Annotated in this window: 12 protein-coding genes; 7 read left to right on the top strand and 5 right to left on the bottom strand. The window is 72.7% G+C overall.

Annotated features, from left to right (window positions below; all coding sequences use genetic code 11):
* Nucleotides 1-14 precede the first annotated feature (14 nt).
* Nucleotides 15-449, bottom strand: a complete 435-nt coding sequence (gene panD, locus O7635_RS25550) for an aspartate 1-decarboxylase (RefSeq protein WP_278083004.1) — start codon at nt 447-449, stop codon at nt 15-17.
* Between the two features lie 144 nt (nt 450-593).
* Entirely contained in the window at nt 594-1460 is an 867-nt protein-coding gene (locus O7635_RS25545; RefSeq protein WP_278083003.1) for a M15 family metallopeptidase, read from the bottom strand.
* A 228-nt stretch (nt 1461-1688) separates the two neighbouring features.
* Between O7635_RS25545 and O7635_RS25540 the strand changes: the two genes are divergently transcribed.
* The 3 genes from O7635_RS25540 to O7635_RS25530 all read left to right on the top strand — a co-directional run bounded on the left by O7635_RS25540 (nt 1689) and on the right by O7635_RS25530 (nt 4801).
* Nucleotides 1689-2321, top strand: coding sequence for a dihydrofolate reductase family protein (locus O7635_RS25540; protein ID WP_278083002.1), 633 nt, complete (start codon nt 1689-1691; stop codon nt 2319-2321).
* Nucleotides 2322-2324: 3 nt separating this feature from the next.
* Nucleotides 2325-3437 carry a serine hydrolase domain-containing protein gene (locus O7635_RS25535; protein ID WP_278083001.1) on the top strand — a complete coding sequence of 371 codons (1113 nt, stop codon included), beginning with the start codon at nt 2325-2327 and terminating at the stop codon, nt 3435-3437.
* Nucleotides 3438-3583: 146 nt separating this feature from the next.
* A complete protein-coding gene (locus tag O7635_RS25530; protein ID WP_278083000.1) occupies nt 3584-4801 on the top strand; it encodes a DUF3592 domain-containing protein in 1218 nt (405 codons plus the stop codon).
* Nucleotides 4802-4816: 15 nt separating this feature from the next.
* On the opposite strand, the gene O7635_RS25525 is transcribed toward O7635_RS25530, so the two are convergent.
* Both O7635_RS25525 and O7635_RS25520 read right to left on the bottom strand, forming a co-directional pair.
* Nucleotides 4817-6622 (bottom strand): glycosyltransferase, encoded by a 1806-nt coding sequence (locus O7635_RS25525; RefSeq protein WP_278082999.1) that lies wholly within the window; start codon nt 6620-6622, stop codon nt 4817-4819.
* 74 nt (nt 6623-6696) lie between these two features.
* Entirely contained in the window at nt 6697-7251 is a 555-nt protein-coding gene (locus O7635_RS25520; RefSeq protein WP_278082998.1) for a DUF6529 family protein, read from the bottom strand.
* Nucleotides 7252-7729: 478 nt separating this feature from the next.
* Here O7635_RS25520 and O7635_RS25515 point away from each other — a divergent pair, with 478 nt between their 5' ends.
* The 3 genes from O7635_RS25515 to O7635_RS25505 all read left to right on the top strand — a co-directional run bounded on the left by O7635_RS25515 (nt 7730) and on the right by O7635_RS25505 (nt 10805).
* Nucleotides 7730-8749, top strand: coding sequence for a glycoside hydrolase family 11 protein (locus O7635_RS25515; RefSeq protein ID WP_278082997.1), 1020 nt, complete (start codon nt 7730-7732; stop codon nt 8747-8749).
* A 91-nt stretch (nt 8750-8840) separates the two neighbouring features.
* Nucleotides 8841-9596, top strand: a complete 756-nt coding sequence (locus tag O7635_RS25510; protein WP_278082996.1) for an NAD(P)-dependent oxidoreductase — start codon at nt 8841-8843, stop codon at nt 9594-9596.
* A 132-nt stretch (nt 9597-9728) separates the two neighbouring features.
* On the top strand, nt 9729-10805 hold the full coding sequence (locus O7635_RS25505) for a glycoside hydrolase family 19 protein (protein ID WP_278082995.1): 1077 nt from the start codon (nt 9729-9731) through the stop codon (nt 10803-10805).
* Here the strand turns inward: O7635_RS25505 and O7635_RS25500 are convergent.
* Nucleotides 10796-11548 (bottom strand): 4'-phosphopantetheinyl transferase superfamily protein, encoded by a 753-nt coding sequence (locus O7635_RS25500; protein ID WP_278082994.1) that lies wholly within the window; start codon nt 11546-11548, stop codon nt 10796-10798. The genes O7635_RS25505 and O7635_RS25500 overlap by 10 nt on opposite strands.
* 107 nt (nt 11549-11655) lie before the next feature.
* Here O7635_RS25500 and O7635_RS25495 point away from each other — a divergent pair, with 107 nt between their 5' ends.
* Complete coding sequence (locus O7635_RS25495) at nt 11656-15558, top strand: Pls/PosA family non-ribosomal peptide synthetase (protein WP_278082993.1); 3903 nt, start codon at nt 11656-11658, stop codon at nt 15556-15558.
* Nucleotide 15559: the final 1 nt, after the last annotated feature.

Below are 15559 nucleotides of genomic sequence, written 5' to 3'. Positions count from 1 at the left end.
GGTCAGGAAAGTTCTTACCGAGTGATGACGGCGCCCGACCGGTCCGCGTCTCCCGGGAGAAGGCCGTAGCCGTCCGGGACGGCGGCCGGGTCGTCCCCGGTCGTGACGATCGCGTTGTTCTCGTCGACGAACACCACGCTCGGCGTGAGCTTGCGGGCCTCGTCGTCGGGCACCCAGGCGTACGCGACGAGGATCACCACGTCGCCGGGGCTGATGAGGCGGGCCGCCGCGCCGTTGATGCCGATGACGCCGGAGCCGCGCGGGCCTTCGATGACATAGGTGGTCAGCCGCGCCCCGTTGTTCACGTCGAGCACGTCGACCTGCTCACCGGGCAGCAGGTCCGCCGCCTCCATCAGGTCGGCGCTGATCGTGACCGACCCCACGTAGTGCAGGTCGGCCTGGGTCACCGTGGCCCGGTGGATCTTGGACTTCATCATCGACCTGAACACTGAGCGGACCTTCCCTTGACCGGCCGGAGGCGACTCTGACGAGAACAACCAATGGTGCGGCACTGATTCCGCGCCCCGGTCACGCAGGGCGACCGGGGTGACATCGGCCACTGTGATGGCGCCCACCGCCGAGCTGGACCGCTACTAGCCGCCCGAGGCGGAGAAGTGCATGTAGTCCTTCAGGGCGTGGTAGTCGCCGCCCCACGGCCAACCGATCGAGGCGAACGCGCGTACGGCTGCCTCGCGGGGTTCGATCATTCCCGGCCGCTTCTCGGCGCGGTCCAGATAGGAGCTGGCGAGCTCCGGCAGGACCACCTGACCCTTGCGGTACGGGTTCTGGAAGGGGTTGAGGTCCACGGCGAGCCCGTAGGCGTGCTGCGACCACGCCTTCTGACCGCGTACGGGCCGGCAGGCGAACGCCTCGGTGGTGTTGCCGTCGCCGGTGGGCGGCGCGTTGAGGTCGGTGGTGCTGGAGATGCGCATCCGCTCGATCGGGAAGTCGGCGGCGAAGAGCTGGCGGAACACGCTGACGAGGTCGTCGGCCGCCCGCTTGTTGACCAGGAGCTCGCCGGTGTGCGCGAGACCGTCGAAGCCGCGGAAGCTGACGGTGAGGTAGCGGAGGTCGGAAGAGGCCACCGGGCAGGCGGTGGTCCAGCTGGAGCGGGCGAGCACGGCGGCGGGCACCGCTTCGACCGTGGAATGGAAGCGGCCGTCGGCGGGCGGCGGCAGGTCGTCGACGGTGACGATGGACCGGTCGCGCAGCTCGGGCGGGGTGGGCTGGGCCGCGACCGAACCGTCGGCCCGCTTCGGGAGGACCCGGGTGCCCAGCCAGCTCGGCGCGGCGGTGGCGCCGCTGTCGGGCGTGGCGACCACGGGGCTCGGGGACACCGTGGGAGCGGCTGACGTCGAGACCGGGGGCGCGGCCCGCCCGGCCGGGGCGCCGGCGCAGCCACCCAGGGCCAGGCCCACGCACGCGACCAGGGCGGCCGCCCGGGCACCGCGACGCGGCATCGTCGAACTCCGTCCATCCCGCTGACAGGCAGCTTCGAAGCCTACGTGCCTTCGCGCGGGGATCTGACTACGCTGAGTGTTTATTTGGCTACCCTCGGCTCGGCAGGCCGTCGACTTCCGCGCGCAGGGGGCGTAGTTCTGCGAAAGAATCCAGGAGGTCCGTGTCGGATCGGCTCAGCGGCGTTCGTAGCTGACGTGAGAGCTACCAACGAGAGAGGAACCACGATCATGAAGCTGACGACCGTCACGATGGTCACCCTGGACGGCGTCCTGCAGGGGCTCGGCGGGGCCGACGAGGACCGCAGCGGCGGGTTCGAGCGCGGCGGCTGGATCACGCCGATGTTCGACGAGGAGGGCGGGCGGTTCCTCAACGAGGTCTACGCGCGGGCGGACGCGTTCCTGTTCGGCCGGCGGACCTACGACATCTTCGCCGCCTCCTGGGGGACGTGGGCCGACCCGGGCGACAATCCGGTGTGGACGGCGTTGAACAACCGCCCGAAGTACGTCGCCTCCCGCTCGCTCACCGATCCCAAGTGGACGGACACGACCGTGCTGTCCGGTGACCTCGCGGCCGCCGTGCGCGAGCTGAAGGATTCGCGGGACGGCGAGCTCCAGGTGCACGGCAGCGGCGCCCTGGTCCGCTGGCTGCTCGAGAACGACCTGGTCGACGAGATCACCCTGCTCGTCTGCCCCATCATTCTCGGCCAGGGCACGCGGCTGTTCGCCGATTCCGGCCCGGACGTGGCGCTCGACCTGCTGGACACGCGCACCACCCCGAGCGGCGTGACGATCCAGGTGTTCCGGCCCAAGGGGCGCCCGCGCTACGAGGACGCCACCACCGAGTCGACCCGGGCGCGCTGAGGGATGACCACCGCGCTGCAGGGCCTGTTGGAGCGGCATGTCGCGAACGGCGCCGTCCCGGGTGTCACCGCGAGCCTCGGGACGGCGCGGCCGACCGTCGCGGCCGCCGGCACGTTGTCGGTCGGCGGCCCGCCGATGGCGCCCGACGCCGTCATGCGCCTGAAGTCGATGACCAAGGCGGTCACGGCGGTGGCGGCCCTGCGGCTGGTCGAGGCCGGCCACCTGGCGCTCGACGACGCGGTGGACCGCTGGCTGCCGGAGCTGAGCGGGCGCCCGGTGCTGACCAGTCCCACCGCGGCCCTCACCGACACCACGCCGGCCGTTCGCCCGATCACCCTGCGGCACCTCCTGACCAGCACCTCGGGGTACGGCATGGTGGTGGCGGAGTCGCCGCTGCGGCGGGCGCTGGCCGACAGCGGCGTCGACGTCGGCGTCGACCCGCGGACGCTCCCGGCCGACGAGTGGCTCGCCCGGCTGACCGCGCTTCCCCTCGCCTTCCAGCCGGGCGAGGGGTGGCGCTACCACCACTCGTTCGGCATCCTCGGCATCCTGGTCTCCCGCGTGACCGGCCGGCCCCTGCACGACCACCTGACCGACGACCTGCTCGGCCCGCTCGGCATGGACGACACCGGCCTGTGGGCGCCCGACGCCGCACTCGGCCGGCTGCCGGCCAGCTACTGGCACACCGACACCGGCCTGGAAGAGATCGAACCCGCCGGCGGCGGCACGTACGCCGGTCGCCCGCCCCACGACGTGAGCCACGGCGAGCTGGTCTCGACGGTCGGCGACTACACGCGCTTCGCCCGCATGCTCGCCGACGGCGGCCGGTCCGCGGGGCGGCAGCTGCTCTCGGCGGAACACCTGCGCCTGATGACCACCGACCAGGTGCCGGCGGCGGCCAAGACACCGGACAGCTTCTTCCCTGGCTTCTGGGACGGATCCGGTTGGGGCTTCGGGGTCGGCGTCGAGAAGTCGGGCCGCTACGGTTGGTCGGGGGGCCTGAGCACGACCTTCTTCGTGGATCCGGACGGCACCGTCGGCGTGCTGCTGACCCAGGTCGAGGTCGGCGAGCAGACGGGTGCGCTGATCGAGGAGTTCCGCGCAAGCAGCGGCTGAGCACGGTCGCGGGCTTCATCGGCGGCCTCTACCTGCTCGGCTATGCCGTCGACGGCCTGCGGGCGGAGTACGCCGGCATCGGCGGGCAGGTCGTCGTCGAGGACTGTGTCTCCACGGAGGACGGTTGGCGGTGCTCCGGCACGTTCGTGTCGTTCGACAGCACGGTCCGGATCGAGGCCATCACCATCAACCCGCTGCTGGACGAGTGGCCCGACCCACCGGTCGTCGACGCCCGGGTGAGCGGCCCCGACGCCGACACCGCGCGGTCGAAACGCGAGCAGATCGGGCTCCAGCTCTTCGGCGCCCTGTTCTTCCTCGGTGTGGGCGGACTCGGCGTGACGGCGTGGTGGCGCGGCCGGAGAGCAGCGGCGGCCGTGCCCTTGACCGCGCCGGAGCCCGTGGCCCATCCGGCTTTTGCCGCACCGGCCGCGATGGGTCATCCGCGTCCCAACCGGGTGGTCTGGCGGATCGTCGCGGGCTGGCTGGGCCTCGTCGTGGCCGTCGTCGTCACCTCGTGGTCGCTGGATCGCTGGAACCTGCGGGAGGACGCGCGGTACGCCGCGGCTGCCGAGGGCACGGTGACCGCCGATCGGCTGGGCGCCGAGCGCCGGATCGAGGTGAGCTATCCGGGCGGCGACGGAAGCGTCCGGACGGTGCGGCTGACGCCGGTCACGCCGGCTGACTACCCGGTCGGCACGAAGGTCCCGATCCGCTACCTGCCCGACTCTCCGGAGGAGGCGATACCGGCCGACCAGAGCCCGTTCGCCGTCATGCCGCGGAGCCGCACGTTCTTCGCCGGAGCACTCATCGCGATCGGCTTCGTCTTCGTCGTGGCGTGGACCTGGCGGCTGCTGCGCTGGGTCCTCGGTGCGGCGCGGCGGCGGACCGAACCGATGGCGATGGCCGTGCTGACAGCGGAGTTCGTGTCGATGAGCGCTGGGCCGTCGGCGTTCTGGGTCATCCTCACCGACCGCGAGGGAACGCGGTGGCACCAACGGGTGCTGTGGGACCGGCGCCTGCTCGAGGCTGGCGCCGGGGACCGGGCCGTGCTGGTGCGCCGCTGTCCGGGCTTCCGCCGGATGTACCTCGTGGACGTCCCGGGTGTCGGTCGCCTCCTTCCGGCGAGCACGGCCCGGCGTCGCCCGCCGCGCAACTACGTGCTGACGCCGTTCGACCTCCGCGACCTCCGGTCCGCGCGGCCGTCGTCGCGGCTGCTCCGGCTCGGCGCCGGCCTGATGGGCGTCGGCGGGATCTTCGCGCTCTTCGCGGGCCCGGCCACCGGCGTCCTCGCCGTGGTTCTCGTCCTCACCTACCTGCTCTGGTCCGGCGCGGTGCCGTGGCGCGGATTCGCCGCGGGTCGGTGAGCCGAACCCGGGCCTTCAGGACGCCTTGCGGGTGATCAGTTCGTGCATGCGGCGTCGGGCCAGTTCCAGGCGGGCGCCGCGGTCCCGGCGGGGGTCGGTGGTCGTCGGGTCGATGGGGTCGCCGATGACGATGACCATCGTGGGCTTGCGTCGGAACAGCCGGCCGAGCCCGGTCGGCGGCGTGAACCGGATCGACAGCGGCACCACGGGCACGCGGGCCTGCGCGGCCAGGTGGAACGCGCCGCGCTTGAAGTCCCGGAGTTCCGTGTCGTAGGGCACCAGCTCGCCTTCCGGGAAGAAGTGCACGCCCCTGCCCTTGGCGAGGAACAGCTCCAGTTCGGAGAAGAAACGCGGCAGCTGCGCGGCCGTGGTCGGGACCGCGACGCCGCCCAGCAGGCGCACCATCCACCCGTACCCCCGGTTCTGGAGGTTGACGGGCGCCGAGGTGAAGACCAGCCGGCGCGGGAACATCGCGATCGCCACGAGGACGCTGTCGAGCGGGTGCACGTGGTTGCACACCGTCAGCAGGCCGCCCGTGCGCGGGAACCGGTGGGCGCCCTCGCTGCGCGCGCCGAGGACCACGCGGGTCCACAGGAACATCACCGGGATGAAGACGCCGTAGTAGAAGGCGTTCGACAGCCACCGGTACGCGCGCCCGGTGTAGCCGGTCGGGGCCTGCGGCGCGTCGCCGGCGCGGGCGTAGACGCGTTCGATCGCCTTGACGGTGCGGTCGACCGCGTAGAGGTCCGCGTAGCGGGCGTAGGTGTCCGACGCCTCGGCAAGGGCCCGCGGGTCGTCGATCCAGCCGTCGATCCGCTCGGCGAGCGACGCCGGGTCGCCGGAGCGGAAGAGGTTCCCGGGCCCGAGCGCGAACTGGCCGGTCGCGCTGCGCGGGCTGTCGGAGATGACGGGTACGAGGCCGCAGGCGAACGCCTCCAGACAGGACACTCCCTCGATCTCGACGTCGGAGGCGTGCACGTAGAGGTCGCAGCCCTGGATGAGCGCGACGAGCTCGGCCTGGGAGTAGTAGCCGAACTCGGCCGGCCGGGGCAGCCTCTCGGCCAGCCGGCGCAGCCGCTTCTCGCGCGGGCCGTGCCCGGCGAAGTGCAGCTGGATGTCGGCGGCGTGCCGCGACCGGCGTACGGCCCGGATCAGCACCTCCTGCCGTTTCTCGGGCGAGAACCGGCCCACCATGAGGATGCGGAACGGCTCGCCCGGGCGCCGCGTCCGGGGCGGTCCGGGCCGGAACGCGCTGCTCACCCCGTTGGAGATCACGTGGAGGCGGGCCCGGTAGCCGTGGTGCCGCAACTGCGCGGCGATGAACGTGGACGGGCAGTGGATGTCGGCGAACCGGCCGTAGAACAGCACGCGCAGCAGGAGGTAGACGAGGTGCGCGGCCGGTGGGAACCAGCCGAGGCCGAGGTTGTAGGTGATGTTCTCCGGCTGGATGTGGAAGCCCGCGACGGCCGGCACGCCGATCTCCCGCGCGACCCGTTCCGCGGCGCGCCCGAGCGGCCAGGGTTGGTAGATGTGCACGACGTCCGCGTCCTTGATGGCCGCGATCAGCGTTTCCCGGTCGGGCTTGCCGAAGGCGGTGTTCTGGCGGTGCGCGAGGCGGGACGCCAGCGGCACCACGAGCTCGGGGACCCAGAACATCTCCGGGCCGTCCGGCTGCGGCTCGGCGGCGTCGCCGGGGTCACCGCACGCGACGACGCGCACGGTGTGGCCGCGCGAGATGAGGTTCGCGGCGAAGCGCTTCGCCGATACGGTAATTCCGTTGTTGCCGACATCGAACGTGTCGGTGACCAACGTGATGATCATCGCCGCCCCGCCACTCCCCGGGATGTGTACCTCCGGATCTTGGCAGGTCATGCCCCTCGGTGCCAGGGCCGGCGCTACTTCGGCAGCCCGATGGTCGCGACCCACCAGAGCGCGCTGCTGGCGGTGGCGCCGACCACGGTGGCGAGGAGCAGGGCGGCGACCGCGGGAAGCGCCCAGCCCGGCAGGCGTCTGCTGTGCAGGACGAGCACCTTGGCCACGAACGCGCCGTAGACCATCGCGCCCAGGATGCCGTGGGTGAGCACCCGGGCGTCGTAGGTCTCGAAGCCGAACGCCCACAGGCAGGCGGCCGCCACCGGCAGGCTCACGACGAACGCCAGGAACCCGGTGGCGCGGTGCACCGGCCCGAGCCACGGTCGCCGGCGCAGGCCGAGCCTGCCGTACATCCACAGTGCGGTGACCAGCTGAACGGCGGCGAGCAGCAGGACACCCAGGCTCAACCAGACCTTCATCGCGTAGATCGACGGGAAAGGTCGCTGCCAGGGCACCTCCCCCGCGGGCTCGTGCACGCTGCCGAACACACCGAGCGCGACCGAGACCGCCGCGCCCACTAACAGCGGGATCAGGACGAGCCACGGTCTGGGGCGCACGGCAGCCGCTCGGTCGGACACCGCGCCAGTATCCGCCGTATCCCGGCAATACCGAACAAACCGCGCCGGTCTAGACGATCGAACTCCGCCGCGCCCGCTGGGCGTCGCGGTGTCGTCGACCTCGACCAGGCGGCCGTTCGGGAACAGCGACGCCAGCCGGCGGCCGTGGTCGGGCGGCATGACCCGGTCGCCACGGGCCCACACCACCATGACAGGATTGTCGAAAGTGGACAGTCGCCGTGCCCGGTCATGGCACGAGTCTCCCGGCCCGACCCACGCACAGTCGACCAGCTAGACACGGGTTTCCGGAAGTTTCGGCAACCCGAGGCCGGGTCCAGCGCCGACAGCCGCGGCCGAACAAGACCATCCAGCCTGCGTACGCCGCACCGCTCGGCGTTCGAAAGGTTCCGGAACTTATTGACGCGTACGAAATCCCGCTGCAATACTCCGGATCCACAACGGTCGATGCCGGAACCGTCATGAAGGAGGACGTGAGCGCATGAACGACACCCCCACCAGACCGAGCAGGCGCGGGCGCATGCGGCTGCTCCTCGGCGCCGCATGTGCCGCCGCGCTGGCCGTCGCCGGCACCGCGACAGCCACCAACGCCTACGCCGAGGCCGACCGGACCGTCAGCTCCAACACCACCGGCACCCACAATGGATACTTCTTCTCGTTCTGGAAGGACAGCGGTAGCGCCAGCATGACGCTGCGCGCCGACGGCCGTTACTCCAGCCAGTGGAACAACAGCACCAACAACTGGGTGGGTGGCAAGGGCTGGGCCACCGGAAGCCGGCGGACGATCACCTACTCGGGCAGCTACAACCCGAACGGCAACAGCTACCTCGCCCTGTACGGATGGACCCGCAACCCGCTCATCGAGTACTACGTCGTCGAGAACTTCGGCACCTACAACCCGAGCAGCGGCGCCACCCGGATGGGCTCCGTGACCACCGACGGCAGCACCTACGACATCTACCGCAGCCAGCGGGTCAATCAGCCGTCGATCGACGGCACCGCCACGTTCTACCAGTTCTGGAGCGTCCGCCAGCAGAAGCGCACCGGCGGCACGATCACCACCTCCGCCCACTTCGACGCGTGGGCGCGCGCCGGCCTCAACCTCGGCAGCAACCACAGCTACCAGATCATGGCCACCGAGGGCTACCAGAGCAGCGGCAGCTCCGACATCACCGTCCGCGAAGGCAGCGGCGGCGGTGGCGGCAACCCGACCACCCCGCCCCCGGGCGGCGGCGGAGGCAACTGCACCGCGACGCTCTCCGCCGGCCAGCAGTTCGGCGACCGGTTCAACCTCAACGTCGCCGTCAGCGGCACCAGCAGCTGGGTCGTCACGCTCAACCTCAACGGCGGCCAGAGCCTGCAGAACAGCTGGAACGCCTCGGTCAGCGGCACGAGCGGAAGCATCACCGCGAGGCCGAACGGGAACGGCAACAACTTCGGCGTCACAATCATGGCCAACGGCAACTGGACCTGGCCGACGGTCACCTGCAGAACAGGCTGACCAGGTCGCGTGCGTGGCGCAGCCGCCCATCGGCTGCGCCACGCCGGCGTGTGCGGCCAGGTCACTGTGACGAATGGACGTTCACGCTGAGATGACGGTTCTGATCACGGGTGCGGCGGGCGGGGTCGCGACAGCGCTGCTGCCCGGGCTCGCCGACCTCGACCTGCGCCTGACCGACCGGGCGCCGGGCACCGGCTTCGTCGTCGGGGACCTGTGCACGCCCGGCTTCGCCCGTGCGGTGTGCGACGGGGTCGACGCGGTCGTGCACCTGGCCGCCGATCCCGATCCGGCGCACGGGTGGGAGCGGCTGCGCGGGCCCAACGCCGACGCGGTGGTCGCAATGCTGGAGGCGTGCGCCGCGGTGGGCGTGCCCCGGTTGGTGCTGGCCAGCTCGCTGCACGCGGTGGGTGGCTATCGCGACCAGGGTGACGAGCCGATTCCGGACGGGATCACGCCGTTCCCGTGCTGCACCTACGGCGCGACGAAGGCGTTCGCGGAGGCGTTGGGGCATGCCTACGCCCAACAGTGGGACATGCGGGTCGTGTGCCTGCGGCTCGGCGGCGTGGCGGCGGCGCCGCCGGCCCGCAGCTGGCTGCCGGGCTGGCTGAGCCACGGCGACCTCATCCGGCTGGTCCGGGCGGCGCTGACGGCCGACGTGAACTTCGGCGTCTTCTCCGGCACGTCGGCCAACACACCCACCGTGTTCGGGCTCGACGCGACCCGGGCCACCCTCGGCTATGCGCCGGTCGACGACGCCGCGGCCTACGCCGCCACCGTGCCGGACGACACCCCACCGGCCCCGGATCCGGCCGCCCGACCGCGCTGGGGGCTGCTGCACCGGAGCTGAGCCGGCGTCGATGTCCGGATCCCGGGGAGCGCGGCCGCGAATCCTGGGCGCACGCTCATTAGTAAAGTTTGTGAACAGAAGGTGCTACAGTCACGGACATCGATTCCCGTCCCCTCCGAAAGGAGTGATCGCATGTCGAGACTGCGTGCCCTTCTCGTCGCGTCGGCCGTGGCCGTCGCCGGCGGACTGGTCGCGATCATCCCCGCCTCCGCGGCGTCGGCCGCCGCCTGCGCGGCCCCGTGGCAGGCCTCGACCGTCTACTGGGGAGGCGACCAGGCCTCCCGCAACGGTCGCAACTACCAGGCGAAGTGGTGGACGCAGAACGAGGCGCCGCCCGGGAACACCGGCGTGTGGCAGGACCTCGGCGCCTGCGGCGGCGGTGGTGGCGGCGGTGGCGGCACCGTCTGCAACCACCCGAACTGGGTCGCCGGCACCTGGTACGCGGCCGGCTCCATCGTCCGCTACACCAACGGCCAGTACTACATCGCCGAGCACGACAACCCGGGCTACGACCCGATCGTCAGCACCTGGTACTGGGAGCCCTACAGCTGCGGCGGTGGCGGCAACCCGACCGACCCGCCACCCACGGGCGGCTTCGTGGTCAGCGAGGCGCAGTTCAACCAGATGTTCCCGGGCCGGAACACGTTCTACACGTTCTCCGGGCTGGTGGCCGCCCTCAGCGCGTACCCGGCGTTCGCGAAGACCGGCAGCACCACCGTGCAGCGCCAGGAGGCCGCGGCCTTCCTCGCCAACGTGCACCACGAAACCGGCGGGCTCGTCCACATCGTCGAGCAGAACACCGCGAACTACCCCCACTACTGCGACGCGAGCCAGCCGTACGGTTGCCCGGCCGGCCAGTCCGCGTACTACGGCCGTGGGCCGATCCAGCTGAGCTGGAACTTCAACTACAACGCCGCCGGCAACGCGCTCGGGCTGCCGCTGCTGACCAACCCGTGGCTGGTCCAGACCGACGCCGCGGTCGCCTGGAAGACCGCCATCTGGTACTGGATGACCCAGAGCGGGCCGGGCACCATGACCCCGCACAACGCGATGGTCAACGGCGCCGGCTTCGGCGAGACGATCCGCAGCATCAACGGCTCGATCGAGTGCAACGGCGGCAACCCCGGCCAGGTGCAGAGCCGGGTCACCCGCTACCAGCAGTTCGTCGGCATCCTCGGGGTGGCGGCGGGCAACAACCTCTACTGCTGAGCGCCGGCCAGCACGCCGGCGCCGGCGAGCTCGACCACCTCGACCGGCGGACTGTCCACGGTGGCCAGACATGCCAGATACCCGGCGCCGGGGCGCAGGCCGTAAAGATCCACGCGGTGGTCCGGGGCACCCGTCCAGTCGCGCAAGCGCGGCGGCTGGCCGGGCCCGGACACCGTGAGGTCCGTCATCGGCACCCGCAGGCCGTCGCCCGTCGCCTTGAGAACCGCTTCCTTGCGCGTCCAGTAGGTCAGGAACGCCGCGCGCCGATCGTCGGCGGCCGTGCGGGCCAGCGCGCGGGCCTCCTCCCCCGACAGGACACTGCCCGCGACCGTGTCGATGTCGACGCGTGCGGCCAGGCTCTCGACGTCGACACCGACCTGGGCGCCGCGCAGCACCGCGACGGCGACCCGGTCACCGGCGTGCGAGAGGCTCAGTAGCGGCGCGTCGGCCTCGATCAGGCGAGGTTTCCCGTGCGGCCCCCCGCAGTGCCGGCAGGTCCGCTCGAACCGGAGGTCGCGGGCGGCCGGTCCAACGTGGTGGGAGAGCACCACGCGGGCGAGGGCCCACGCCGTGGTGAGCCGGTCGCGGTCCTCTCCCCGGCGGAGCCGCGACCGGCGTGCGAGGTCGTCGGCGCCCAACAGCCCGTCCACATCGGGTGGCAGCTCGCTCGGGCGCGCCCACCACACCTGGCACGTGCCCGGCGGCAAGGCGGGGACGGTCGTCGTCGGCACCCAGGCTTCCACACCGACAATTCAACCCCTGTGACACCAACCACCCGCCCCGGCTCTGATCCGACATCAACGGTTCACTCCGCGTTAAGCTGCTCGGTCGGTTCGGCGAAGGGTGGGGCATGCGCGCGTTGGCGGACGTCGATCGGGTCGAGGCGCCCGTGCTGGTGCTGCCGCCGGCTCCCGTCGCCCCCAGCGCGGTCTATTCCGCGTCGGCCGCCCCGCCGCCGCGCACGTTGCTGGACATCCTCGAGCAGACCGTCGCACAGCACCCGCACGCGCCGGCCGTCGACGACGGGGCCACCCGGCTCACCTATCGAGAGCTCGCCGCCGAGATCAGCGAGCTCCGGCAGCGGCTCGGCACGGCGGGTATCGGCGCCGGAGACCGCGTCGGCGTACGCGTGCCGTCCGGCACCGTGGACCTCTACGTCTCGATCCTCGCGGTGCTGGCCGCCGGCGCCGCCTACGTCCCGGTGGACGCCGACGACCCGGACGAGCGCGCCGCGCTCGTGTTCGCCGAGGCGGACGTCTGCGCGGTGCTCGGACCCGACCGGATGCTGACCCCGCGCCACGCGGCCAGTGGCGAGGCGCGCCGGCCGGGCCTCACCGACGACGCGTGGATCATCTTCACCTCCGGGTCGACCGGCCGGCCGAAGGGTGTGGCGGTGACCCACCGCTCCGCGGCCGCGTTCGTCGACGCCGAGGCCGGGCTCTTCCTGCGCGACGAGCCGATCGGGCCCGGCGACCGGGTGCTCGCCGGGCTGTCGGTGGCGTTCGACGCGTCCTGCGAGGAGATGTGGCTGGCGTGGCGGCACGGCGCCTGCCTCGTGGCCGCGCCCCGCTCGCTGGTGCGCGCCGGGATGGACCTCGGACCGTGGCTCGTCGAGCAGCGGATCACCGTCGTGTCGACGGTGCCCACGCTGGCCGCCCTGTGGCCGGCCGAGGCCCTCGACGAGGTGCGGCTGCTGATCTTCGGTGGCGAGGCCTGCCCGCCCGAGCTGGCCGAGCGGCTGGCCGTCGAAGGCCGCGAGGTGTGGAACACCTACGGGCCGACCGAGACGACGGTGGTCGCCTGCGCCGCGCAGCTGACCGGCGAGGGTCCGGTGCGCATCGGCCTGCCGCTCGACGGCTGGGAGCTGGCCGTCATGGGCCCCTGGGGTCACCCGGCCGCGATGGGCGAGGTCGGCGAGCTCGTCATCGGCGGCGTCGGGCTGGCCCGCTACCTCGACGAGGCCAAGGACGCGGAGAAGTTCGCGCCGCTGCCGTCGCTGGGCTGGTCGCGCGCGTACCGCAGTGGCGACCTGGTCCGGGCCCAACCCGAAGGGTTGCTGTTCCTGGGCCGGGCCGACGAGCAGGTGAAGCTGGGTGGGCGCCGGATCGAGCTCGGTGAGGTCGACGCCGCGCTGCAGGCGCTGCCCGGGGTGGCCGCCGCGGCGGCCGCGGTGCGCACGACCGGGCACGGCAACCAGCTGCTGGTCGGCTACGTCGTGCCGGCGCCGGACGCCGGGTTCGACAAGGCGGCCGCGGTCGAGCGGCTGCGCGCCGCGTTGCCGGCGGCGCTGGTTCCGCTGATCGCCGTGGTGGACGGCCTGCCCACCCGGACGTCGGGCAAGGTGGACCGGGCCGCATTGCCGTGGCCGCTGCCGGAGCTTGAGTCGGCCGCGGCCCGGCCGGTCTTGGCGGGCACGCAGGCGTGGGTCGCCGAGTGCTGGGCCGACATCCTCGGTGTCCCGCCCGGCGGCCCCGACGACGACTTCTTCGCCTGCGGCGGCTCCAGCCTGAGCGCCGCGCAGCTGCTCACGCTCCTGCGCGAGCGCTGTCCGGGCGCGTCGGTCAACGACGTCTACCAGCACCCGACCGTGCGCGCGCTGGCCCGCAGGCTCGACGAGTTCGAGGCCGCGGCGGCCACGAACCGCGTTGTGCGCCCGACGCCACGGCGTGCCGGTGTCGCCCAGACGGTGCTGATGCTGCCGCTGCTCGGCGTCGTCGGACTGCGCTGGGTGGTGACCCTGGCGGCGCTCAACAACGTCCTCGCGCTCGTCGGCTCGTACCCGTGGGCGCCGGCCGTCTCCTGGTGGTGGGTCCTGCTGGGCTGGCTGCTGGTGATCAGTCCCCCGGGCCGGATCGCGATCGCGGCCGGCGGCGCCCGCCTGCTCCTGCGCGGTGTGCGACCCGGCAGCCATCCGCGCGGTGGGGGCGTCCACATGCGACTGTGGACGGCCGAGCGGCTGGCGGCGGCGAGCGGCGCGACCAGCCTCGCCGGGGTGTGGATCACCTGGTACGCCCGGGCGTTGGGCGCGCGGATCGCCGGCGGCGTCGACCTGCACTCAATGCCGCCCGTGACCGGTCTGCTGCGGATCGGGCCGGGCGCCGCCGTCGAGCCGGAGGTCGACCTGTCCGGTCACTGGGTCGACGGTGACGTCGTCCGCGTCGGGCGGATCCGGATCGGCGCCGGCGCGACGGTCGGCGCCCGCAGCACGCTCATGCCCGGAGCGCGGATCGGCAAGCGGGCCGAGGTCGCGCCCGGGTCGTGCGTGCTGGGTTCGGTGTCGGCGGCGCAGCGCTGGGCCGGCGTCCCGGCGAGCCGGTCCGGTCGCGCGGCCCGCCGCTGGCCCCAGCGCCGCCCTGGGCGGGCGGCCCGCTGGACCCTGGCGTACGGGCTGACGTCGCTGGCGCTCGGCTTCCTCCCCGCGATCGCGGCCGTGCCCGGGCTGCTCGTGCTCGGCTGGTTCCTGAACGGCGCCACCACGCTGCAGACCGCGCTCGGCCGGGCGCTGACCGGCGTGCCGCTGGCCACCGTGGCCGCGATGGCCGCGTACGCCCTGCTGATCCTGCTGCTCGTGCGGGCGCTGAGCGTCGGCCTGCGGGCCGGTCATCACCCGGTGCACGGGCGGGTCGCGTGGCAGGCGTGGGCGACGGAGCGGTTGATGAACATGGCTCGGGTCGGCCTGTTCCCGCTCTACGCGAGCCTGGCCACGCCCGTGTGGCTGCGGGCGCTCGGCATGCGGGTCGGCCGCCGGGTGGAGGCGTCGACGGTGCTCGCCGTGCCCGCGATGACCACCGTCGGCGACGGCGCGTTCCTGGCCGACGACACCATGGTCGCCTCCTACGAGCTGGGCGGTGGCTGGCTGCGGATCGGCGAGGCCCGCGTGGGCAAGCGGGCGTTCCTCGGCAACTCCGGCATGACCGCGCCCGGCCGCGCCGTGCCCAACCGCGGCCTGGTCGGGGTGCTCTCCGCGACGCCGAAGAAGGCCAAGGCGGGCAGCTCGTACCTCGGCATGCCACCGATGCGGGTGCCCCGCGCGGTGGACGAGGCGGACCGGAGCCGCACGTTCGACCCGCCGGCGCGCCTGATGCTGGCGCGGGCGGCCGTCGAGCTGTGCCGCGTCATTCCCGTGATGGCCACGGTGGCGCTCGCCGTGGTCACGCTCGCCGGGCTGGAGGCGCTGCTCGTCCGCTACGGGTACGCCGCCGCGCTCGCCGCCGCCGGTCCGCTGCTGCTCGCCGCCGGCGTCGTCGCGTGTGTGGTCGCGGCGCTGGCGAAGTGGCTGCTGGTCGGCGCGTTCCGGGTCGGCGAACGCCCACTGTGGAGCAGTTTCGTGTGGCGCGATGAACTGGCCGACACGTTCGTCGAGGTCCTCGCGGTGCCGTGGCTCGCCGGCGCGGTCGGCGGCACACCGCTGATGAGCCTTTGGCTGCGCGGCCTCGGCGCGCGGGTCGGCCGCGGCGTCTGGTGCGAGACCTACTGGCTGCCGGAGGCCGACCTGATCCGGATCGGCGACGGCGCCACGGTCAACCGCGGTTGTGTCGTGCAGACCCACCTGTTCCATGATCGGATCATGCGGATGGACCAGGTGACCCTCGACGAAGGCGCGACGCTCGGCCCGCACGGCATCGTGCTGCCCGGCGCGGCGGTGGGCGCGCATGCCACGGTGGGCCCGGCGTCGCTGGTGATGCGCGGCGAGACCGTGCCCGGCGGCGGCCGTTGGCTGGGCAACCCGATCGCCGCCTGGCCGGCGGACTGAG

This window comes from Asanoa sp. WMMD1127 (assembly GCF_029626225.1).
Lineage (GTDB): Bacteria > Actinomycetota > Actinomycetes > Mycobacteriales > Micromonosporaceae > Asanoa.
This window is presented reverse-complemented; position numbering and strand designations above follow the sequence as displayed.